This window comes from Delftia sp. JD2 (assembly GCF_001682645.1).
GTDB lineage: Bacteria > Pseudomonadota > Gammaproteobacteria > Burkholderiales > Burkholderiaceae_C > Comamonas > Comamonas acidovorans.
Window position 1 is genome coordinate 35,567 of the sequence record NZ_LFJT01000042.1, and the last position, 20,745, is coordinate 56,311.

The following is a 20,745-nucleotide window of genomic DNA, read 5'->3' on the forward strand; positions in this document are numbered from 1 at the left end:
CTGGCTCATTCATAGAGAAATTGCATCGCAGGTTTTTCGCAATGGATGCAGGAATATCCGCTCTGCCATTTTTCGGGGCTGGCGGCCAACTCAGTCCGGGCTTTGGCGGCAGGGCTGCTGCTCGGTGCGGGCAGCCTCGGCATGCAGCCAGGCCAGGAAGGCCGCCACGGCGGGCCGCCGGGCGTTGCGCGCGGGGTAGACGGCAAAGTGGGCCTTGACGCGCAGGGCCCGGTCCACGCCGAAGGGGGCCACCAGCCGGCCGTCGGCAATGTGGCCGCCCGCATTCATGGCGCTTTCCAGCGCCACGCCCAGGCCCTGCGTGGCCGCGTCCAGCGACATCTGGGCGCGGTCGAAACGCACGGCAAAGCGCTCTGGCGCGCGCAGCTGCGAGAACGACTGGAACCAGTCCGCCCACTGGACGATGCTGACGTTGCTCTGGATCAGCGGCACATGCAGCAACTGCTGCACGCGCTGCAGTTCATGCTCGGCCACGAAGGCGGGGCTGGCCAGCGGCAGGATGTGCTCCTCGAACAGGGGCTCCACCTCCAGCTCCGGCCACTGCGCAATGCCGTAGCGGATATCGATATCGGCCTGGCCCAGCGCGAAGTCGCTGTGCGAATGCGCAGCCGACAGGTTCAGCGCAATGTGCGGGCAGGCCCGCGCAAAGTCCCGCAGCCGTGGCATGAGCCAGAGGCTGGCGATGCTGGGCGCGCAGTGCACGTAGAGGCTGTTGCTCATGCTGTGGCGCAGGTCCTCGGTGGCCGAGACGATGGCCGCCAGCGCGCCGCCCACCCGCTCCAGGTAGGCCTGCCCCGGGCGGCTCAGGCGCACGCCATGCGCGCTGCGCTCGAACAGGCGCACGCCCAGCTGCGCTTCCAGCTTGGCCACCTGGTGGCTGACGGCCGAGGCCGTCAGGTGCAGCTCGGAGGCCGCCAGCGCGAAGCTGCGCCGGCGCGCCACGGCCTCGAAGGCCTGCAGGTGGGCACTGCTGGGAATGGACGCCATGGCAAGTTCCTCGAAGATGCGGGCAGCTCACGGGCAGACACCGGGGGACACCCGGAAGACCCCGGGAGACCCCGTACGTGAGCTGAAGAACCGTCATCTTAGGCTGATGAAACATCGTTTGTCTTCATGCTCGTGACAGCCCAAGATGGCTGCATCCACCACCACTACAGCGGATACAGGCACATGCTGCTCAAGGACAGGGTCGCCATCATCACCGGCGGCGCAGGGATCAACGGACTCGGTTTTGCCACGGCGCGCCAGATGGCCGCCCAGGGGGCCCGCGTGGCCATCCTCGACCTGGAGCGGGCCGATCCGGCCGGCGCGGCCGCGCGGCTGGGCGACGGGCACCTGGGGCTGGTGGCCGACGTGACGGACAAGCCCTCGTGCGAGGCGGCGGCCGCCGCCGTGCTGCGCGCCTTCGGGCGCATCGACGCGCTGGTCAACAACGCGGGCATCACGCAGGCCGTGGGCACGCTGGAGATCGGCGGGGCCGACTACGACCGCGTGCTCGACGTCAGCCTGCGCGGCACGCTGTACATGTCCCAGGCCGTGCTGCCGGCCATGCGCAGGCAGCAAGCGGGCGCCATCGTCTGCATTTCTTCCGTCTCGGCGCAGCGCGGCGGCGGCATCTTCGGCGGGCCGCACTACTCGGCCGCCAAGGCCGGCGTGCTGGGCCTGGCCCGCGCCATGGCGCGCGAGTTCGGCGGCGATGGCATACGCATCAACTGCGTCACGCCGGGCCTGATCGAGACGGACATCACCCAGGGCAAGCTCGGCCCCGAGCGCAAGCGCGAGATCTCCGCCACGATTCCGCTGGCACGCCTGGGCCGCGCCGACGATGTGGCCGGCGCCTGCGTGTTCCTGGCCAGCGACCTGGCTGGCTATTGCACGGGCATCACGCTCGATGTGAACGGCGGGATGCTCATCCACTGACTGCATCACCCGCACCCCACCGGCCTGGCCATGGCGCGCATGGCCCCCCAAAAAGCAAAGGAGACAAGACCATGCAGAACAAGCATTTCCAACGCGCTGCCCTGGCCGCAAGGGCCTTGGCAGCCTGCGCCCTGCTGCTGCCGGCACTGGCCGGCGCCCAGGCCGTGAAGCTCACGCTGGGCCACGGCGCGGCGCCCGACAATCCGCGCCACCTGGCCTCGCTGAAGTTCGCCGAACTGGTGAAGGCGCGCAGCGCGGGCCGTATCGAGGTGCAGGTCGCCCCCTCGGCCCAACTGGGCGACGACGCGGCCATGGTGACGGCCCTGCGCACGGGCGCGCTGGACCTGTCGGCCAATTCCCAGGGCGCGGTGGCAGCGGCCGTGCCGGAGTACGCGGCCTATGGCATGCCGTTTCTCTTCGCCACGCCGGCCCGTGCCTTCCAGGTGCTGGACGGGCCGCTGGGCCGGGAGCTGGCCGACAAATCGGCCGCCAAGGGCATGGTGGTGCTGGGCTACTGGGACAACGGCATACGCCACATGACCAACAGCAAGCGGCCCCTGCGCAGCGTGGACGATCTCAAGGGCCTGAAGATGCGCACGCCGCCCGACGCGGTGCTGGTGGACATCATCCAGGCCCTGGGGGCCGAGGCCCAGCAGATCAAGTTCGCCGAGCTGTACGTGGCCCTGCAGCAGGGCGTGGTCGATGGCCAGGAGAACCCGCTGGCCAACTTCCACGCCAGCAAGCTGTACGAGGTGCAAAAGCACCTGACGCTGACGGGCCACATGTTCCAGATGACGCCGCTGCTCATGGGCAAGCGCAGCTGGGACCGGCTGCCGGCCGCCGACCGCACGCTGCTGACCGAGGCCGCGCAGGAGGCCACGGCCTACCAGCGCCAGCTGGCGCGCGAGGCCGACGACAAGCTGCTGGACGACATCCGCGCCAAGGGCGTGGAGGTCAGCACCATCGACGCGCGGGCCTTCGCCCAGGCCACGGCCAAGGTGCAGGACAAGTGGCTGGCCAGCCCTGCGGGCCCCTATATCGCCAAGGTCGTCAAGGCCGCAGGCGCGCAGTGAAGTGCAGGGAGGCATCCATGAACCTCATCGAACGCCTGGTCACGGGCCTGTGCCGCGCCGTGCTGTGGACCAGCACCCTGGTGATCTTCGTGATCCTGGTGTGCAACACCGCCCTGCGCTATGCCAGCGGCGCCAGCCTGCAATGGGCCAACGAAGTGCCCGAGCTGCTGTTTCCCTGGCTGGTGATGTCGGGCGTGGTGCTGGCCGCCGCCCATGGTGCCCACATCACCACGAGCTTTCTGGTCGAGGCGCTGCCTGCCCGCGTGCAGCGCGCCACGGCCGTGCTGGGCTGGCTGGCCGTGGCCGCCCTGTACGCCACGCTGGCCTGGTCCACGCTGAACATGCTGGAGATCGTGCATGACGAGCGCAGCCAGATCCTGGGCATTCCCGGCTCGCTGACCTATGGCTGCGTGATGGTGGGCATGGTGCTGCTGTCCTTGCTGGCCCTGCAGTCGGCCTGGCGCGCCTGCGTGGCGGGTGGGGGCCGGGCATCCGCAAGGGCTGCAGATGCGGCCGATGCCCCAAGTGCCGATGCCGAACCCGCGCGGCCCGTGGCCGCCGTGCACTGGTGAAGGGGGCATGTCCATGTCCTTCATCATGCTTTTCGTCTTCATGGCGGGCGCCGTGATCGCCATGCCCATTGCCCACGCGCTGCTCATGGGCGCCATGGCGGCGGCGGCCACCTCGGACCGCGTGCCGCTGGACCTGCTGGTGCAGCAGATGGTGGCCCAGGTGCAGAGCTTTCCGCTGATCGCCATTCCGTTCTTCATGCTCACCGGCTCGCTGATGATGGGCGGGCGCCTGGGCGAGGCCCTGGTGGGCGTGCTGTCGGCGCTGATAGGGCGCTTTCACGGCGGGCCGGCCCAGGTGGGGGTGATGTCGTCCACGCTGTTCGGCGGGGTGTCGGGCTCGGCCGTGGCCGATGCCTCGGCCATCGGCTCGCTGATGATCCCGTGGCACAGGCGGCTGGGCTACCCGCCCGCGTTCTCGGCGGCCACGCTGGCGGCGGCGGCCACCATCGACATCCTGATCCCGCCGTCGATTCCCATGATCCTGTTCGCGCTCAGCGCCAATGCATCGATTGCGGCGCTGTTCGTGGCGGGCATCGTGCCGGGGCTGCTGATGTGCGCGGGCTTCATGGGCGTGTGCTGGTGGGTGGGCCGCAGGCGCGGCTTCCCGCGCGACACCACGCCCTTTGCCTGGCCCGCCTTCCGGCGCCACCTGCTGTACGCCAGCCCGGCCCTGCTGCTGCCGGTGCTGATCATCGTGTTCCTGCGCTTCGGCATCGCCACGCCCACCGAGGTGGCCGTGCTGTCCACGCTGTATGCGGGCCTGGTGTCGGCCGCCATCTACCGCGACCTGGGCTGGCGCCGGCTCAACGATGCGGTGGTGCATGCGGGCCTGGCCACGGGCGTGGTGCTGCTGGTGATCATGGCCTCGTCGGCCATCGGCTGGCTGCTGACCTTCGACCGCATGCCCGACGGCATCGTGCAGTGGGTGCAGTCGCATGTGCATTCGGCCTGGCTGGTGATCGTGCTGATGAACCTGCTGATGCTCTTCATCGGCATGTTCATCGACCTGCCGGCCGCCGTGCTGCTGCTCACGCCGGTGTTCGTGCCGCTGGCCCAGAGCATCGGCATGGACATGACCCAGCTGGGAATCATGATGGTCGTGAACCTGGCCCTGGGGCTGTACACGCCGCCCGTGGGCACGACGCTGTTCATCACGAGCTCGCTGGCCCGGGTCAAGGTGGGCCAGACCGTGCGCGAGCTGATTCCCTTCTATCTGGTGGCGCTGGCCGTGCTGGCGCTGGTGTCCTATGTGCCGGCCAGCATCCTGCGCTGAGCCGCGCGCCCTTCCATCCCGAGGAGACGATGCATGAACCAAGAACCACTGCAACAGCGCCTGGACCGGCTCGCGGCCTGTGCCTGGCGCATACGCCGCCGCGCCCTGCAAATGGGCGAGGTGCAGGGCCAGGGCTACATAGGCCAGGCCCTGGGCTGGGCCGATGTGCTGGCCGTGGCCTATGGCGACGCGCTGCGGCTGCGGCCCGATGAGCCCGGGTGGGAGGGCCGCGACCGCTTCCTGCTCTCGCACGGCCACTACGCCATCGCCTTCTACGCGGCCCTGGCCGAGGCGGGCATCCTGTCCGACGAGGAGCTCCAGACCTATGGCAGCGATGACAGCCGCCTGCCCATGTCGGGCATGGCCAGCTATACGCCGGGCATGGAGATTTCGGGCGGCTCGCTGGGCCAGGGCCTGCCGATCGCCGTGGGCATGGCGCTGGCGCTGCGCCACAAGGGCAGCGATGCCTTTGTCTACAACTCCATGTCCGACGGCGAGCTGGACGAGGGCTCGACCTGGGAGGCCGCGCTGTCCGCCGCCCACCACGGGCTGGGCCGGCTGATCTGCCTGGTGGACGTGAACAACCAGCAGGCCGACGGCCCGTCCACACGCATGCTGGGCTTCGAGCCGCTGGCCGACAAATGGGCCGCCTTCGGCTGGCATGTGCAGCGCGTGGACGGCAACGACCTGGCCCAGGTGGTGCAGGCCTTCGACGCGGCACGGGCGCTGGCCGAGGACCGGCCCCGCGTCATCCTCTGCGACACGCTGATGGGCAAGGGCGTGCACTTCCTGGAGCAGCGCGAGAAGAACCATTTCATCCGCGTCGATCCGCCCGAGTGGCAGCAGGCCATCGCCATCCTGGACGCATCGCAACCCCTGGAGCCCGCCCTGCCATGAACATGCCTCTTGCCACCCCCAAGCCCCGGCCGACCACCTCGGCCATGATTGCCTCCATCGCCGCCGAGGGCCAGCGCGTGCAGGCCGCGCCCTTCGGCAAGGCCCTGGTGGAGCTGGCCGCCAGCCGGCCCGATGTGGTGGGCATGACGGCCGACCTGGCCAAGTACACCGACCTGCACCTGTTCGCCCAGGCCCACCCCGAGCGCTTCTTCCAGATGGGCATGGCCGAGCAGTTGCTCATGGCCGCCGCCGGCGGCATGGCCAAGGAGGGGCTGACGCCCTTTGCCACCACCTATGCGGTGTTCGGCACGCGCCGGGCCTATGACTTCATCCACCAGGTGATTGCCGAGGAGAACCTGGACGTCAAGATCTGCTGCGCCCTGCCCGGCCTGACCACGGGCTACGGCCCCAGCCACCAGGCCACGGACGATCTGGCCATGATGCGGGCCGTGCCGGGGCTGACCATCGTCGATCCCTGCGATGCACTGGACATCACCCAGGCCGTGCCCCAGATCGCGGCGCACCGCGGCCCCGTCTACATGCGGCTGCTGCGCGGCAACGTGCCGCTGGTGCTGGACGAGTACGACTACCGTTTCGAGCTGGGCAAGGCGAAGATGCTGCGCGAGGGCCGCGAGGTGCTCATCATCTCCAGCGGCTTCATGACCATGCGCGCGCTGGAGGCCGCACAGTTGCTGGCCGCCGACAACGTGGGCACCGCCGTGCTGCATTGCGCCACCATCAAGCCGCTGGATGTGCAGGCCATCGTGCAGGCCGTGGCCAGCGGGCCGCGCCTGGTGGTGGTGGCGGAGAACCATTCGGTGGTGGGCGGCCTGGGCGAGGCCGTGGCCGGCGCCCTGCTGGAGCGCGATGTGCGGCCCGCGCGCTTTCGGCTGGCGGGCCTGCCGGACGCCTTCCTCGATGCGGGCGCCCTGCCCACGCTGCATGAGCGCTACGGCATCAGCGCCCAGGCGCTGGCGGGACGCATCCGCCAATGGCTGGGCTGAACGCCCGGCGTTGTGGCGGCGGGCGCAACAGGGCGTACCAGAGCAGAGCAGGACAGATCAGGGCTGCTTGGCCGGATCCCCGTCGCGCAACGCCAGCAGGTAGCCCATGCCGCGCACCGTGTGCAGCAGCTTGACCGCATAGGGATCATCGAGCTTGCTGCGCAGCCTGCACACCGCCACATCCACCACGTTGTTCAGCGCATCGACGGGCAGGCTCCAGACCTGCTGCACCAGTTCGGCGCGCGTGACCACATCGCCCTGGCGCTGCAGCAGCAGCCACAGCACGGCGAATTCCTGGCGAGTGAGGTCCAGTCGCCGGCCGGCACGCTCGACCCGCTTTTTCGACAGGTCCAGCACCAGGTCCGCCAATGTCAGGCGCAGGCCCTCCTGGCCGGCAGCGCCTCGCATCCGCAGCCGTGCGCGGGCCAGGAACACCGGCAACCTGACGGGTTTGACCAGGTAGTCATCGGCGCCGTTCTGCAGGCAGAACACCTGGTCCTCCAGACTGTCGTTTGCGGTGACCACGATGGTGGGCGTGTCGCCCGCCTGGAGCAGGGTCTGCAGGACCGCACGCCCGCTCTGGCCAGGCAGGTCCAGATCCAGCACGAGCAGGCTGTAGGCGCGGCTCAGTGCCAGGTTGCGGCCCTGCAGACCGTCATGCACGACATCGACGTTGAATCCGTCCTGGCACAGGCCCTGGCACAGGTACTGCGCCGACGGCGGGTGGGCATCCACGATCAGGATCTTCATGTCTTTTCCTTCGCACGCGGGCACAGGCGAGGCTCAGGCCAGCACCTGGCGGAGGATCTGCTGCTGCCGCCTGGCCCATTTCGTGCCAATGCGAATGGCATCGCGCTGCTGTGAGGAGGCAGAAGCGAAGAAGACCGTTTCACTGATCTGCAGGCGGTGAAACAGCCGCCGCATCTGCAGGGATCGGGCCCTCAGCGAGCCTTCCGGCGCCAGGGATTCCCCCTGCTGTGCCGAGAACATGGACGCGGCCTGCTCCAGGCAGCGCTGGGCATCGGGCGTGGTCGCGGGCACGGCACGGGGCTCGCACAGCCGGGCCTTCGCCACCAGGGGGTTGTGGCCCACCACCAAACCCCAGGGACGCATGGCGGTCGAGGGATTGACCGACAGCGCCTCCAGCTTGGTGAGCCCGAACACGCGCGCCAAGCGCAGGCGCATGGCCAGCAGCGGGGCATCTGGCTGTACGGCCTCGATGGCTGCGAGGGCCTCCTCCTCGTTGTCACCGCCCACGGGCAGCAGCAAGGAACGCAGCAGCAGCCCGGCCAGCACGTCCCCCTTGGCCGCTGCAGCATGGAGCAGGGCCACGCCCTGTTCCATGGGTTCGATGTGCGTGGCATCACGCAGCACCAGTGCACCCAGACGGCGCTCGGCCTCGGGCAGTCCGTGACGTGCCGCCTTCTCCAGGCAAAAGCGTGCCAGGGTGGGATTGGCCACCGAGCTGCGGTAGTCGGAGCAGATGCGGAACAGGTGCAGCCAGGCGGTGACGATGCCGCCATCGGCAGCGCGCAGCAGCAGGGCTGCGGCCTTGCGCAGGTTCTGCGCATTCACGAGGTTTTCGGGAGCCAGGTGTGCACAGGGCAGCCCCGAAAGCGCCCGTCCAAGCACGTGGCAGGCGCGCACGTCGCCATTGGCGGCGCATCGGTCCAGGCTGGCTTCGATCCAGCCCACGGTCAGCCGTCCCAGGCCATGGCCCGCCACCTCCGCCTGGTGGACCAGGTCGGCAATCAGCTGCTGCATGACCGGGCCATGAGCGGCATGAGGCAGGTCGCGCAGGAGCTCCAACATCCGCACGGCGCGGTGCGACTGGCCCATGGCCATGGCCTGCCGGGCCTCGCAGGCCATGACTTCGGCAATGTCCAGCGGCTGTATGGCGCGCAGGATCTGCAACGCCTGCAGCAGCTCGCCGGATGTGTGCGCAGACACGCTGCTTGCCAGATGGCTTGGCAGGGCGGCGCCGCACTTGCCAAGGCACTCCAGCGCCAGATCGAGCTCCCCCCGGATGAGATGCCATGCGGCAAGCTTCTGGCGCCCGACATCCTCATACTCCGCCGCGATCCTCAGGGTCTCCAGCAGCCCGTGCTCCAGCAACTCCCTGAGCGGCAGATGCAAGGCTATGCAGACCGAGGCCTGGCGCCTGGCCTGAGGCAGTGCGGCCTGCAGATACTCCAACCCCACCGGGATGCTCCTGGAAACGCCGGGCCCCCCGGTCAGATACGCCTCCCCGAGCTGAAGCCTGGCGCCCGTGTCCCCTCGCCTGGCCAGCATCCTCAGCTTGACATCCTCGCGCCGCATTTTTCTGTCCCCTCCTATCTTGCGATACCCGCTCTCAGCCGTATCAACAACCCGATACGAATTGATTTTTTCTTCTTTACCGGATTCAACCCCCGGGATGCTATCAATCTCCAGAATCCATCTACCCAACAGAAAAGTGACATTCAAGACATATTGAAGAAAGATAACTGCCATGAATGGAATTGCAATCCATTGGTGTTGGCCGGACGGAACATGTTGAGCCCTAAAAACCTGTGATTGGCTTGCCACCCCCCGTCGATTCCTTTTCAAGACTCCTGGCGCCGGCCTGTGAATTCTAGTATTTACAACAGCATCCGTTTTGAAATGGATGCGCATGGAATCCACATTCAATACAAGGACCAGGCATGAAATTCAATCGTATATTGGCGGCCGCACTGCCCGTCATTTCGCTGGCGGCCAGCGCGCAGTCATCCATCACCCTGTTCGGCATCGTTGACGTCAATGGGCGCTACGTGAAGAACAGCGATCTGCCCAGCAACATGACCATGAACAACAGCGGGCTGTCATCGGGCCGGTTTGGCTTTCGCGGCACCGAGGATCTGGGCGGCGGATTGAGAGCCGAGTTCTGGTTGGAGTCCGACCTCTATGCCGACACCGGCACGACAAACGCCAATGGCAAGTTCTTCCAGCGCCGCTCCACGGTGAGCTTGGCGGGCGGCTTCGGCGAGCTGCGCCTGGGCCGCGATTTCACGCCGGCCGCGCAAAATCCCACCAAGTTCGACCCGTTCAACGTGATCGGCCTGGCAAACTCCAACATCATCAGCCGCCTGCCCGGCACCTTCTCGAACTACTACCGCAGCGACAACGCCATCCAGTACTTCACTCCCAAATGGAGCGGTTTCCAGGCAGAAGTGATGTATGCCCTGGACGAAGACCCCGTGAGCAGCGCCGGCCGCCATTTCGGCAGCCGCCTGACCTACGACAACGGCCCTCTGAACCTGGCGCTCACCTATGGCTCGACCGATGTGAACGCTGCGGGCACCAAGCTCAAGCAATATGGCGCAGGCGCCTCCTACGATTTCGGCTTTGCCAAGCTGATGGGGTATTTCCAGCGCGAGGACCTGCCCTATGGCACCTATGGAACCCGCATCGCGGGCTCCGAGGACCGATGGCAGGTCGGCCTTACCGTGCCCGTGGGGGCGAACTACATCCGCGCCTCCTATGTGCGCACCGATTCGCGCCGTGGCCCGGTGGCCTTCAATGGCAGCGATGCCAACAGGTATGCGATCGGCTATGTGCACAACCTGTCGCGGCGCACGGCGCTGTATGGAACCCTTGCACGCGTGACCAACAAGGGCGGGGCCAATTTCAGCCTCAATGGCGGCACCACCGGACTGGCTGCGGGCGGCAGTTCCACAGGCGCTGAACTCGGCATGCGCCACAGTTTCTGAAGATTTCCACGCATTTGCGGCAATATGGCTGAAATGTCATCCGGCTGCCCGGATATATAGAAGCCGATGACTCTACAGTCTCCGCCATGGACTGAATACAGTTCATGGCGGATTTCATGAATCCGCCCATGTATCCGCCCTATTTCGGAGGCATATTCAATGAAATCCATATTCATATTGGGCACCGCAGCAATCGTCATGGCTGCATTGCCGGCCCATGCAGAACGCTTTGCAAACGGCAAATCCTATTACGGATCGCCCGCGCCTGCGGGCGTCTACCGTACTGTCGATCTATCGCAGAAAGCGCCCATCAATATCGCCTGCGGCGAAACCGTGAACTTCACCAGCCAGGGCCGCACGTTCGCGTGGAAGGTCAGCTCCATCCAGCACAACCATGTCCCGGTGGCGCGCTTTGCGCCGCCCGGTTTCGACACGCAGGGCAAGAGCATCTTCGTCATGCCCGGAGAGCATGAGCTGGGCGGCTGAAAGCGCCGTTGGCAACAAAAAGGGCCCGCAATTCGCGGGCCCTTTTCGTTGCTGGAGGCAGGCCGAAGCTCAGGCGGCCAGGGCGCCGCGCATGGCGTCGATCACGGCCTTGTAGTCAGGCTTGCCGAAGATGGCGCTGCCCGCCACGAAGGTGTCGGCACCGGCATCGGCCACGCGGCGGATGTTGGTTTCCTTGATGCCGCCGTCCACTTCCAGGCGGATGTCGCGGCCGCTGGCCTCGATGCGCTTGCGCGCGGCCTCGATCTTGCGCAGCGTGCTGTCGATGAAGCTCTGGCCGCCGAAGCCGGGGTTCACGCTCATCAGCAAGATGAGGTCGATGTCGTCGATGACCCAGTCCAGCACGTCCAGCGGAGCGGCGGGGTTGAACACCAGGCCGGGCTTGGCGCCCTGGGCGCGGATGTTCTGGATGCTGCGGTGCACGTGGGCCGTGGCATCGGGGTGGAAGCTGATGTAGTCGGCGCCGGCCTTGGCGAAGGCCGTGGCCAGTTCGTCCACGGGCGAGACCATCAGGTGCACGTCGATGGGCACGGGCTGGCCGTCGGGCGTCTTCGCATGGGGCTTCAGGGCCTCGCAGATCATGGGACCGAACGTGAGGTTGGGCACGTAGTGGTTGTCCATCACGTCGAAGTGGATCCAGTCGGCGCCGGAGGCGATCACATTCTTGACCTCGTCACCCAGACGGGCGAAGTCGGCAGACAGGATGGAGGGGGCGATGCGGTAGGTGGGGCTCATGGCCTGCGATTGTCGCAGCTAGCCCATGCCGGCACCAGCGACGGCACAAAGCCATGGGCGGCGGCGCGTGGGGACGTTCGCAAGCCGGTACATTGCGGGCAGTTACCATTGCCGCCATGCCCATGAACGAGTTCCAGGTCCAGGTCCGCCCCGCCTTTTTGCCAGAGCAATCCGCTCCAGCGGCGGGCGTATACGCCTTCTCCTACACGATCACCGTGACCAATACCGGCCAGGTGCCGGGCCAGTTGATCGCGCGCCACTGGATCATCACCAACGAACTGGGCCATGTGGAAGAGGTCAAGGGCCTGGGGGTGATCGGCCGCCAGCCGCTGCTGCAGCCCGGCGAGACCTTCGAGTACACCAGCGGCTGCCAGCTGCGCACGCCCAACGGCAGCATGCAGGGCAGCTATCTGTGCATCAGCCACGAGGGCGAAGTCTTCGAGTGCCCCATCCCGCGCTTTCATCTGCAGTCGGGCGCTGGCGGCGACAGCTTTCCGGACCCTGACAACCGCGTGCTGCACTGAGCGCGTTCCTCGGGGGAGGCGCTAGTCTTCCGCCCTGCCGCAAGACCCCTACATGAAGCGAATCACCCAAGACCTGCCCGGCCTTCTGGCCGCACTCGACCCCGAGGCCGACCTCGCGCACCGCCATATCTGGCTGATCCACCTGCTGGAGTGGGTGCGCGCGCCCAAGCCGTCGGTGGACGGCGCCGTGCAGCGTGTGCAGTTGCTGGTGGAGGCCGTGGAGGCCGACCCGGCCGTGCGCCAGCGCCTGCATGCCTGGTGGCTGCGCTTCATCGACACCGTGGACATCACGGCGCTGCTGGCCGATTTCGGCTTTGCGCCGCGCACCAACATGTTCAGCGAGCTGTCCGAGCGCGCACGCTACAAGCTGCTGCCCAGCACGCCCGAGACGGTGGATGCCTCCGAGCTGTTCATGCTGGCCATGCCCGACGAATTCGACGCGCGCTGGCTGCACGCGCTGGAGGCGCCGCTGCTCGAACGCATCGCACTGCTGCTGACCGATGGCAGCGAGGGCCAGGGCAGCAGCTTCTGGCAGAACAGCCTGCTGGGCTCCATCACCTATTGCACGGGGCAGATCCTGTCCACGGGCTTTTCGCCCGAACTGCGCCTGCGCATGGACGAGCAGGCGCGCGACGACCAGCCCTTCCACGCCCTGATCCACGACGCAGAGAGCCTGCGCGTGGAGGTGATGCACGCGCTGCGCACCAATGACCGGCGCGATGCGGCCGAGGCCCGGCTGCGCGAGCGCCTGGATGCCTGCCGCGCGGCCGTGACATCGGTCTACACACATTTCGAGTCCGAAGGGATTTCGGTGGGCCTGGTGTTCCGCCTGCGCCAGCTGCGCGCGCGCATCCTGCGCGTCAGGCGGCTGCTGGACTGCCTGGTGGCCGACAACCGCGCCACCGAGACGGCCGACCTGCTGGCCAACCTGGTGTCCGTGGGCATCGAGCGGCGCAGCTTGCGCGCGCTGCTGTCCACCAACACCTCGCTGCTGGCGGCCAAGGTGGCCGAGCGCAGCGCCGAGACGGGCGAGCACTACATCACGCGCACCGGCCGCGAATACCTGTCCATGGCGACCAAGGCCGCTGGCGGCGGCTTTGTGATGGCCTTCACCACGCTGCTGAAGTTCGCGCTCTACGCGCTGGGGCTGTCGGCGTTCTGGGGCGGGCTGGCGGCGGGCATCAACTACTCCATCAGCTTTGTGCTGATCCAGCTGCTGCACTTCACGGTGGCGACCAAGCAGCCGGCCATGACGGCACCGGCCATGGCCGCCAAGCTCAAGGACCTGCGCGCCAGCGAGGCCATCGAGGAGTTCGTGGACGAGGTCGCCCACCTGGTGCGCTCGCAGGTGGCGGCCGTGCTGGGCAACGTGCTGGTGGTGCTGCCCATGGTGCTGCTGCTGTCGCTGGGCTATGCCCAGCTGTTCGGCCACACGCCCATCGACGGGCCGCATGCGATCGCCGTGCTCGACTCGCTGAGCCTGCTGGGCATGTCGCCGCTGTTCGCGGCCTTCACGGGCGTGCTGCTGTTCGCCAGCAGCCTGATCGCGGGCTGGGCCGAGAACTGGTTCGTGCTGCGCCGGCTGGACTCGGTGATCCGCTACAACCCCGGCATCACGCGCTGGCTGGGTGCCAAGCGCGCCGACCGCTGGGCGCATTTCTGGCGCAAGAACATTTCGGGCTTTGCCGCCAACGTCTCGCTGGGCATGATGCTGGGCCTGGTGCCCGCGTTCGCTGCCTTCTTCGGCCTGGGGCTGGAGGTACGCCACGTCACGCTGTCGGCAGGCCAGATCGGTGCCGCCATGGCGGCCCTGGGCTGGCAGGTGCTGCACTCCGACATGTTCTGGTGGGCGGTTGCCCTACTGCCGGTCAATGGCGCGTTGAATGTCACTGTCAGCTTTTATCTGGCATTCCGCGTTGCGATGAGGGCACACAATGTCAGCGGAGTCGACCGCTCGCGCATCTATTCGGCCATCCGCCGCCGTCTGCGCACAGCGCCGCTGAGTTTCTTCCGCCCCTGAGCCTGCGGGACCTCGGGAACCACGCGGAACCCACGTGCTGGCGTGCCCGCCCGGCCTTGCAGCCCGGCAGTCACGCCAGTGGATCGCCAACGAAGTGTCCCCGTGCCAAGCGCACGGGACGCGGGCTTGCCCGCGCCGCAGGGAAGGCCTTGCGGAGCTTCGCTTGCGGGCCACTGGCTCGCGCAAAGGACCTCGCTTATGAATGACATGCTGAGCTTCTGGGAACCGTGGCTGCGGCCATCGGCCGGGTTGGCCACGGTGCAATGGTCCCTGCTGCTGGCCGTGGCCACCATGGTGGGTTACGCCTGCCAGCGCCATGCGGCCCTGCCCAAGGTGGTCGGCTATTCGCTGGTAGGCGGCATTGCCGGGCTGATCGGCTTTGGCGCCAATACCGCCTGGCCGCTGCAGGGCACGGGATTGTTCCTGCTGGAGCTGGGCGTGGCCATCGTGCTGTTCGAATGCGGCGGGCGCATCACGCTGCGCTGGTTCCGCCACAACCCCATGGTGCTGGTGCAAAGCGTGGCCGAATCCGCGTTGACCTATGTGCTGGTCTCCCTGGTGCTGGGCTGGCTGGGCGTGGCCCCCGAAGTGGCCGGGCCGCTGGCCCTGGTGGCCATGGCGGCCTCGCCCCTGGTGCTGACGCGCGTGGTGGCCGACATGCGTGCCGCAGGCGCCGTGACCGATCGCGGCCTGGTGCTGGCCACCCTGTCCACGCTGTATGCGCTGGCCCTGGGCAGCGCCAAGGCGGGCATGCTGACGCAGCCCAAGGCGGGCTTCGTGGCCTCGATCATGCCGGTGCTGGTGGTGCTGGGCGTCTCGGTAGCCGTGGCCCTGGTGCTGGCCGTGCTGATGCGCCTGGCGCTGCGCTTCATGAGCCCGGCCAGCGAGAACACCTCCATCCTCTTTCTCACGCTGATCTCGGCAAGCGTGCCCGTGGCCTCGTACCTGGGCGGCTCGGCGCCGCTGGCGGCGCTGCTGGGCGGCATCCTGCTCAAGCAGTTCAACCCGCGCCCCTGGGCCTGGCCGCGCCAGCTGGGCACAGCGGCCTCGCTGCTGACCATGCTGATGTTCGTGCTGGTCTCCACCGTGGCCGCGCAGGCCGACTGGAGCGCGCCGGTGGCCGGCGTGGTGGGCGCCGTGATCCTGGCACGCCTGGTCGCCAAGACCATGGGCGTGGCCGTGGGCAATGTGGGCACGGGCGCCAACTGGCGCCAGGCCTTCTGGGTGGGCTGCGCCATGGCGCCCATGTCGTCGGTGGCGCTGCTGATTGCATCGCAGTTCGTGGCCGCCGCGCCCGAGCTGGGCGCGCAGATCGCAGGCGTGGCCCTGCCCACCATTTTGGTGATGGAGGTGCTGGGCGCCGCCCTGGCCACCGTGGCCATCTACCGCTCCGGCGAAAGCTCCCGTCCCTGGAAGCCGCTGAGCCGCACGAATACCGCAGGAGATGAACGTGAGTCTTGAAGCCTTCAACTCGTCCGAACCGCTGACCCTGGGCGTGGAGCTGGAACTGCAGCTGGTCAACACCCACGACTACGACCTGGCCCCCTACGCCGAGGACATGCTGCGCCTCATGCTCAAGAACCCGCTGCCCGGCAGCGTGGTGCCCGAGATGACGAACAGCATGATCGAGATCTCCACCAGCGTCTGCCATTCGGCCTCGGAGGTGCTGGGCCAGCTCAGCCAGATCCGCGATGCCCTGGTCAAAAGCGCCGACAAGCTCAACATCGCCGTGGTGGGCGGCGGCACCCACCCCTTCCAGCAGTGGCATGAGCGGCGCATCTACGACAAGCCGCGCTTCCAGGAGCTGTCGCAGCTGTACGGCTACCTGTCCAAGCAGTTCACCATCTTCGGCCAGCATGTGCACATCGGCTGCCCCGACGCCGACGCGGCCCTGCTCATGCTGCACCGCATGTCGCGCTACATCCCGCACTTCATTGCGCTGTCGGCCTCCAGCCCCTACGTGCAGGGCCACGACACGGCCTTCGACTCGGCGCGGCTGAACTCGGTGTTCGCCTTTCCGCTGTCGGGCCGCGCGCCCTGCGTGCTGCACTGGAGCGAGTTCGAGCAGTACTTCGACAAGATGACGCGCACGGGCGTGGTCAAGAGCATGAAGGACTTCTACTGGGACATCCGGCCCAAGCCGGAGTTCGGCACCATCGAGATCCGCGTGTTCGACACGCCGCTGACCATCGAGCGCGCAGCCGCCCTGTCCGGCTACGTGCAGGCGCTGGCCGCCTGGTTCATGGACACCCAGCCCTTCACGCCCGTGGAAGACGACTACCTGGTCTACACCTACAACCGCTTCCAGGCCTGCCGCTTCGGCCTGGAAGCCGTGTACGTGGACCCGGCCACGGGCGAGCACATGCCGCTGGCCGACCACATCCTCAAGACCATGGATGCCGTGGCCGACTACGCGGCCCGCCATGGCGCTGCGCCCGCCCTGCACCTGCTGCGCAGCGACGTGGCCGCCGGCAGCAACGATGCCCGCTGGCTGCGCGAACGCCAGCGCAGCGAGCAGCTGCTGGCCGAGGTCTCGCGCCAGGCGGCCATGCGCTTTCGCGGCCAGGCAGTCTGAGGCCTGCGTTCAGCGCAGGCTCAAGGCAGTACCGCCGCCGCACGCGCGGCGGTGATCTGCGCGTCGGCGTCGCGCTGCAGCAGCAGGCGCTGGCGCACCAGGTCCTGGGCCGCGGCCGTGACGGCGCTCAAGTAGCCGGCCTGATCAACATACAGCTCCTCCAGTGAAGGCCGCCCGTCACCGGCCGCCAGCCGCGCCGCGCGCGTCTTGTGGAAGGGGATGAAGCTGCCCGTGAGGTTGGACAGGTCCACGATGCCCGGCGTGGCCACGTAGTTGAACTCCATGCTGGTGCCCAGCGGTGCCCGCGCCTCCACGCTGCGAATGCCTGCGCGCGTGAGGCCGGTGGCCGCATCGACCTGAGGCACGAGGATGGCGTAGTCCTTGCCCGTGGCGCGCGGCGGCTGCAGCGTGGCGATGCCGCTTTCGTCCTGCGGCACGTACTGCGGGCCGAAGTCGAGCAGCGCAAAGCCGTTGTGGCGCGCCAGGTAGCGGAACTCGGGGATGGCGGTCTGCACGCCGCCCACGCTCCAGCTCAGGCCCTTCATGGCGGGAAAGACCAGCTTGTCGGGCCGCACCAGGGTGCCGTCGGCCAGCCTGGGCACCTGGCTGGCCGGCGGCTCGGTGCCGCGCACCACCCAGTCCTCCAGCGCGACGAACAGCGCGCGGAACGTGTCGTTGAAGTGCACCACGGTGCCGGCCGGATAGACATTGCGCGTGGGCGCATAGCCGATGCTGGCCGTGCCGCCTGCGCCGCCGTGCTGGGTGCTGGCGTAGTAGTAGATGCGCGCATTGGCGGGCTGGGCGATGTCGCGCAGGCCGTTGGCATCGGTCAGCACGGGCGAGCCCTGCAGCTGCCAGAACTCCGTGCCCGACAGGCCCAGGAAGAACTTGGGGCAGGTGTTGCTGGCTTCGCAGCGCTTCATCACGCCGCCCTGGCGGCCGCTGACCTCGTCGCTGTAGTCCTTGTCCAGGCCGCGCGGCGCGGTCTGTCCGAAGGCCGTGTGGTCGGTGCGCAGGCCGCCCCCGCCGCCGGGCACGGCAAAGCGCGTGTTGATGTTGGTCTGGCGCGCGGCCACGTGGGCATACATACCGTCGAAGACCTTGCCGCCATCGAGCGCCTGGTTGAAGCCCAGGTGCAGGAAGGTCTTCATGGCATTGCCCGACTGCGAGGTGCCCTGGCCGATGGTGTGCGTGATGCGCCCGGCCAGCGGATTGGCCTTGCCGTCGGCATCGGCCGCCTTGGCGCGGAAGAAGCTCACCGTATCGCGCAGCGCCGCCAGGCCCACGCCCATGACCTTGGGGTCCTTGGCCACGTAGACCAGCTCGTAGAGGTACTGCGGATCGAACCCGCCCTTCAGGCAGACGCTGGTGGCCGCGGGCGTGCCGGGGAAGGGATTGGCGGCGGCATCGCAGCTGGCGAACTTCCAGTCGCCCGCAGGCACGGTCTGGCGCGCATCGGTTTCGTTGATGCGGCGCGTGAGCGAGTAGCCGGCCTGCGTGTTGTCCAGGCTGGCGGGCTCGTAAGGAATCATGGTCCCGTTGAACACGCCGCCGGGCAGGGTCATGGAGGGCACGGCGGCGGCCGGGACCAGCTCGGTGCGATAGCTGCCCGTGATGCTGCTGCCGTCCTTGTTGCGGGCCACGGGCACGGTGACCGTCAGGCGTGCTGGCGTGGACTTGGGCACATCGCCCTGCCAGGCCGAGTACAGCAGCACATAGCCGCGCTCCAGGTAGACCGCATCGCCGGGCGCGGCCGTGGGGTTGGGCATGGTCAGGATGTTGCCGCGGTTGGGCGCGTCATAGCGCAGCACGCCGCTGGCCTTGGACATGTCCTTGGGCTTGAGCATGACGAAGTCGGTGCTGTACTCGACCATGCCGCGCGCATTGACGGGCGCCAGCGCCAGGTCCTGGATCACGGCGTTCTTCGGGTCGGCCGGGTCCAGCTCGCCGCGCAGCACGCCGGTCACTTTTTCGTAGGCGCCGACACTGCCGTAGCTGCCGGCAAAGTCCTCGGTGGCGCTGATGCTCAGCTGCATGCGCGGCGCCTGCGAGCCGGCGGGCGAGTCACTGCCGCCGCAGGCGGTCAGCAGGCCGGATGCGGCCAGGGCAAGGGCCAGTGGATGGGTGGATCTGATGTGCATGTTGTCTCCTTGGGGTCATGGCACAGGCAAGGCTCCGCCCTGGCCGCCGTGCATTGCGGCGGCCTAGGACGGTTCGGAAAGAAAGGGAACGGGAGAGCGGGGAGCGGCCTACTCGGGCTGGATGCCGGCGGCCTTGATCACCTGGCCCCACTTCTGGGTCTCGCCCGCCTGGAAGGCGGCCAGCTCCTGGGGCGTTGCGGTCCAGCCCTCGGAGCCGGACATCTCGAAGAAGGACTTGGCGCCCGCGCTGTGCACGGCGTCGGACAGAAGGCGGTTGAGCCGGGCCACCACGGCCTCGGGCGTGCCAGCGGGCGCGTAGGCCGCGAACCAGTAGCCCATGTCATAGCCCTTGACGCCGGCTTCCTCCAGCGTGGGCACCTCGGGCAGCTGCGGGCTGCGTTTGGTGGTGGAGTAGCCCAGGGCGCGCAGCTTGCCCGACTTGACCTGGGGCACGCCGGTGGAGGTGTCGGTGATCATCAGGTCGATCTGGCCGCCCAACAGGTCGGTGATGGCCAGCGGATTGCTCTTGTAGGGCACGTGCATCAGGTCCACGCCGGCCAGCTGCTTGAGCATTTCACCGGCCACGCGGCTGGAGGAGCTGCCGCTGCCGAACGACAGCTTGCCCGGCTGCTTCTTCGCCGCCGCCAGCAGATCGCCCACGTTCCTGTACGGCGCATCGGCGCGCACCACCAGCACCTGGCCGCCCTTGCCCAGCCCGGCCACGGGCGCGAAGTCCTTGACCGCGTCATAGGGCAGCTTCTTGTACAGATGCTGGTTGGCCGCATGCGTGGTGTTGGTGGTGATCAGCACCGTGTAGCCATCGGCCGCCGAGCGCGCCACCTGCTGGGCCGCGATCATGCCGCTGGCGCCGCCCTTGTTCTCGACCACTACGGCCTGCTTGGTCGCCGTGGTCACGGCCTGGCCCAGCGCCCGTGCCAGCTGGTCGGTGGCGCTGCCGGCCGCAAACGGCACGACGAAGGTGATGGGCTTGGACGGATAGTCCTGCGCCAGGGCCGGTGCTGCAGCGGCTGCCAGCGCGCAGGCGGCCAGCACGAGCGCATGGCGGCGGGGAAGGTTCTGCGAAAGGTTCATGTCTGTCTCCTTTGTTGTGATGAATGTGTGACGGGCGGGTCCTGCCGGCTACTCCGGCGCCAGGTGGGGCAGCAGCGAAGCCGGTATGTGGACTTGCATCTGCAGCAGCCAGTACGACAGCGCCTTGCCGTGGCTGTCGAGGTTGAGCGCGTCGTTGACGCCGCCGTCCAGCACCTCGTCCAGCACCCAGTTCATGGCCTGCAGGCGCTGCAGCACGAAGCGCTGCACGCGCGCAGGGCGCCGGGCGGCGAAGTGCGCGGCCACGCGCTCTTCGGTGATCTGCTCCACCAGCACGGGCCAGCAGGCGGCATTCCAGGCGATCAGGCTGATGTTGGAGCGGTTGCCCTTGTCCCCCGTGCGCCCGTGCGCCAGGCGGTACAACGGCACGGTGACGGGCATCGTGGTTGGCAGTGTGTTCATGCGGCGTGCTCCCCGGCCTCTTTCTCGGTCTCTTCCTCGGCCCACTTCCACCCGGTGGCGACGCTCTGCTGCGCCAGCAGGCAGGACACCGTGCCCAGCCGCGCGCGCAGCGCCGTGCGCACGCCGCCGCCGCCGGCCGGCCCGCAGGTGTACAGCGCATTGACCTCGCGCGGCAGGCGCCGCGCCTCGGTTTGCGTGGGGCGCAGCCAGGCGGCGCGCAGGCGCACGTCCTGGGGGGCGGCTGCG

At 68.0% G+C, this 20,745-nt stretch carries 20 protein-coding genes and 1 pseudogene; 13 read left to right on the forward strand and 8 right to left on the reverse strand.

Translation table 11 applies throughout. The annotated features are described in order from the left end of the window. Positions 1-90: 90 nt before the first annotated feature. Complete coding sequence (locus ACM14_RS20665) at positions 91-1,005, reverse strand: LysR substrate-binding domain-containing protein (RefSeq protein ID WP_065347173.1); 915 nt, start codon at positions 1,003-1,005, stop codon at positions 91-93. A 183-nt stretch (positions 1,006-1,188) separates the two neighbouring features. Here ACM14_RS20665 and ACM14_RS20670 point away from each other — a divergent pair, with 183 nt between their 5' ends. The 6 genes from ACM14_RS20670 to ACM14_RS20695 all read left to right on the forward strand — a co-directional run bounded on the left by ACM14_RS20670 (position 1,189) and on the right by ACM14_RS20695 (position 6,757). After that, positions 1,189-1,938 (forward strand): SDR family NAD(P)-dependent oxidoreductase, encoded by a 750-nt coding sequence (locus ACM14_RS20670; protein WP_013804706.1) that lies wholly within the window; start codon positions 1,189-1,191, stop codon positions 1,936-1,938. 71 nt (positions 1,939-2,009) lie between these two features. After that, entirely contained in the window at positions 2,010-3,011 is a 1,002-nt protein-coding gene (locus ACM14_RS20675; RefSeq protein WP_065347174.1) for a TRAP transporter substrate-binding protein, read from the forward strand. 17 nt (positions 3,012-3,028) lie between these two features. Next, entirely contained in the window at positions 3,029-3,583 is a 555-nt protein-coding gene (locus tag ACM14_RS20680) for a TRAP transporter small permease (RefSeq protein ID WP_043820094.1), read from the forward strand. Positions 3,584-3,596: 13 nt separating this feature from the next. Next, positions 3,597-4,856 (forward strand): TRAP transporter large permease, encoded by a 1,260-nt coding sequence (locus ACM14_RS20685; RefSeq protein WP_017406354.1) that lies wholly within the window; start codon positions 3,597-3,599, stop codon positions 4,854-4,856. Positions 4,857-4,889: 33 nt separating this feature from the next. Further along, on the forward strand, positions 4,890-5,753 hold the full coding sequence (locus tag ACM14_RS20690; protein WP_065347175.1) for a transketolase: 864 nt from the start codon (positions 4,890-4,892) through the stop codon (positions 5,751-5,753). Beyond that, entirely contained in the window at positions 5,750-6,757 is a 1,008-nt protein-coding gene (locus tag ACM14_RS20695; protein ID WP_065347176.1) for a transketolase family protein, read from the forward strand. The genes ACM14_RS20690 and ACM14_RS20695 overlap by 4 nt, the downstream gene beginning before the upstream one ends. A gap of 57 nt (positions 6,758-6,814) precedes the next feature. Here the strand turns inward: ACM14_RS20695 and ACM14_RS20700 are convergent, their stop codons facing one another. Both ACM14_RS20700 and ACM14_RS20705 read right to left on the reverse strand, forming a co-directional pair. Further along, positions 6,815-7,507, reverse strand: coding sequence for a winged helix-turn-helix domain-containing protein (locus ACM14_RS20700; protein ID WP_043820088.1), 693 nt, complete (start codon positions 7,505-7,507; stop codon positions 6,815-6,817). Between the two features lie 33 nt (positions 7,508-7,540). Beyond that, positions 7,541-8,707: a hypothetical protein gene (locus ACM14_RS20705; protein ID WP_254662106.1), complete on the reverse strand. Its 1,167-nt coding sequence runs from the start codon at positions 8,705-8,707 to the stop codon at positions 7,541-7,543. A gap of 12 nt (positions 8,708-8,719) precedes the next feature. On the opposite strand from ACM14_RS20705, the gene ACM14_RS32505 reads away from it, so the two are divergent. The 3 genes from ACM14_RS32505 (at position 8,720) to ACM14_RS20715 (ending at position 10,974) form a co-directional block, all read left to right on the forward strand. After that, complete coding sequence (locus ACM14_RS32505) at positions 8,720-9,313, forward strand: hypothetical protein (protein WP_254662107.1); 594 nt, start codon at positions 8,720-8,722, stop codon at positions 9,311-9,313. 128 nt (positions 9,314-9,441) lie between these two features. Then, positions 9,442-10,488, forward strand: coding sequence for a porin (locus ACM14_RS20710; RefSeq protein ID WP_013804713.1), 1,047 nt, complete (start codon positions 9,442-9,444; stop codon positions 10,486-10,488). A 198-nt stretch (positions 10,489-10,686) separates the two neighbouring features. Continuing rightward, on the forward strand, positions 10,687-10,974 hold the full coding sequence (locus ACM14_RS20715) for a CzcE family metal-binding protein (protein WP_224986389.1): 288 nt from the start codon (positions 10,687-10,689) through the stop codon (positions 10,972-10,974). 69 nt (positions 10,975-11,043) lie between these two features. Here ACM14_RS20715 and rpe read toward each other — a convergent pair whose 3' ends face one another. Beyond that, complete coding sequence (gene rpe / locus ACM14_RS20720) at positions 11,044-11,727, reverse strand: ribulose-phosphate 3-epimerase (RefSeq protein ID WP_012202654.1); 684 nt, start codon at positions 11,725-11,727, stop codon at positions 11,044-11,046. 116 nt (positions 11,728-11,843) lie between these two features. Between rpe and apaG the strand changes: the two genes are divergently transcribed. The 4 genes from apaG (at position 11,844) to ACM14_RS20740 (ending at position 16,846) form a co-directional block, all read left to right on the forward strand. Beyond that, positions 11,844-12,251, forward strand: a complete 408-nt coding sequence (gene apaG, locus ACM14_RS20725; protein WP_034367895.1) for a Co2+/Mg2+ efflux protein ApaG — start codon at positions 11,844-11,846, stop codon at positions 12,249-12,251. Between the two features lie 52 nt (positions 12,252-12,303). Further along, positions 12,304-14,271 (forward strand): site-specific recombinase, encoded by a 1,968-nt coding sequence (locus ACM14_RS20730; protein WP_012202652.1) that lies wholly within the window; start codon positions 12,304-12,306, stop codon positions 14,269-14,271. A gap of 198 nt (positions 14,272-14,469) precedes the next feature. Continuing rightward, positions 14,470-15,732, forward strand: a complete 1,263-nt coding sequence (locus ACM14_RS20735) for a cation:proton antiporter (protein WP_043820084.1) — start codon at positions 14,470-14,472, stop codon at positions 15,730-15,732. Next, complete coding sequence (locus ACM14_RS20740) at positions 15,722-16,846, forward strand: YbdK family carboxylate-amine ligase (protein ID WP_013804717.1); 1,125 nt, start codon at positions 15,722-15,724, stop codon at positions 16,844-16,846. Before ACM14_RS20735 ends, ACM14_RS20740 begins: the two co-directional genes overlap by 11 nt. A gap of 20 nt (positions 16,847-16,866) precedes the next feature. Here the strand turns inward: ACM14_RS20740 and ACM14_RS20745 are convergent, their stop codons facing one another. The 4 genes and pseudogenes from ACM14_RS20745 to ACM14_RS20760 form a co-directional block, all read right to left on the reverse strand. After that, the gene (locus ACM14_RS20745) at positions 16,867-18,987 is read right to left on the reverse strand and encodes an alpha/beta hydrolase domain-containing protein (RefSeq protein ID WP_065347178.1); all 2,121 of its coding nucleotides are present in this window, start codon (positions 18,985-18,987) and stop codon (positions 16,867-16,869) included. 108 nt (positions 18,988-19,095) lie between these two features. Next, entirely contained in the window at positions 19,096-20,079 is a 984-nt protein-coding gene (locus tag ACM14_RS20750; protein ID WP_013804719.1) for a tripartite tricarboxylate transporter substrate binding protein, read from the reverse strand. Positions 20,080-20,127: 48 nt separating this feature from the next. After that, a complete protein-coding gene (locus ACM14_RS20755) occupies positions 20,128-20,499 on the reverse strand; it encodes a hypothetical protein (protein ID WP_043820078.1) in 372 nt (123 codons plus the stop codon). Beyond that, positions 20,496-20,745 (reverse strand): annotated as a pseudogene (locus tag ACM14_RS20760) (hypothetical protein); the annotation flags it as partial. The gene ACM14_RS20755 and the pseudogene ACM14_RS20760, both read right to left, overlap by 4 nt.

Coding starts and splice junctions, on each gene's coding strand:
- ACM14_RS32505 (WP_254662107.1), top strand. CDS start 8,720: ATGGCTTGGCAGGGCGGCGCCGCACTTGCCAAGGCACTCCAGCGCCAG.
- ACM14_RS20735 (WP_043820084.1), top strand. CDS start 14,470: ATGAATGACATGCTGAGCTTCTGGGAACCGTGGCTGCGGCCATCGGCC.
- ACM14_RS20710 (WP_013804713.1), top strand. CDS start 9,442: ATGAAATTCAATCGTATATTGGCGGCCGCACTGCCCGTCATTTCGCTG.
- ACM14_RS20670 (WP_013804706.1), top strand. CDS start 1,189: ATGCTGCTCAAGGACAGGGTCGCCATCATCACCGGCGGCGCAGGGATC.
- ACM14_RS20750 (WP_013804719.1), bottom strand. CDS start 20,079: ATGAACCTTTCGCAGAACCTTCCCCGCCGCCATGCGCTCGTGCTGGCC.
- ACM14_RS20665 (WP_065347173.1), bottom strand. CDS start 1,005: ATGGCGTCCATTCCCAGCAGTGCCCACCTGCAGGCCTTCGAGGCCGTG.
- ACM14_RS20690 (WP_065347175.1), top strand. CDS start 4,890: ATGAACCAAGAACCACTGCAACAGCGCCTGGACCGGCTCGCGGCCTGT.
- ACM14_RS20715 (WP_224986389.1), top strand. CDS start 10,687: ATGGCTGCATTGCCGGCCCATGCAGAACGCTTTGCAAACGGCAAATCC.
- ACM14_RS20700 (WP_043820088.1), bottom strand. CDS start 7,507: ATGAAGATCCTGATCGTGGATGCCCACCCGCCGTCGGCGCAGTACCTG.
- ACM14_RS20685 (WP_017406354.1), top strand. CDS start 3,597: ATGTCCTTCATCATGCTTTTCGTCTTCATGGCGGGCGCCGTGATCGCC.
- apaG (WP_034367895.1), top strand. CDS start 11,844: ATGCCCATGAACGAGTTCCAGGTCCAGGTCCGCCCCGCCTTTTTGCCA.
- rpe (WP_012202654.1), bottom strand. CDS start 11,727: ATGAGCCCCACCTACCGCATCGCCCCCTCCATCCTGTCTGCCGACTTC.
- ACM14_RS20730 (WP_012202652.1), top strand. CDS start 12,304: ATGAAGCGAATCACCCAAGACCTGCCCGGCCTTCTGGCCGCACTCGAC.
- ACM14_RS20680 (WP_043820094.1), top strand. CDS start 3,029: ATGAACCTCATCGAACGCCTGGTCACGGGCCTGTGCCGCGCCGTGCTG.
- ACM14_RS20745 (WP_065347178.1), bottom strand. CDS start 18,987: ATGCACATCAGATCCACCCATCCACTGGCCCTTGCCCTGGCCGCATCC.
- ACM14_RS20695 (WP_065347176.1), top strand. CDS start 5,750: ATGAACATGCCTCTTGCCACCCCCAAGCCCCGGCCGACCACCTCGGCC.
- ACM14_RS20755 (WP_043820078.1), bottom strand. CDS start 20,499: ATGAACACACTGCCAACCACGATGCCCGTCACCGTGCCGTTGTACCGC.
- ACM14_RS20675 (WP_065347174.1), top strand. CDS start 2,010: ATGCAGAACAAGCATTTCCAACGCGCTGCCCTGGCCGCAAGGGCCTTG.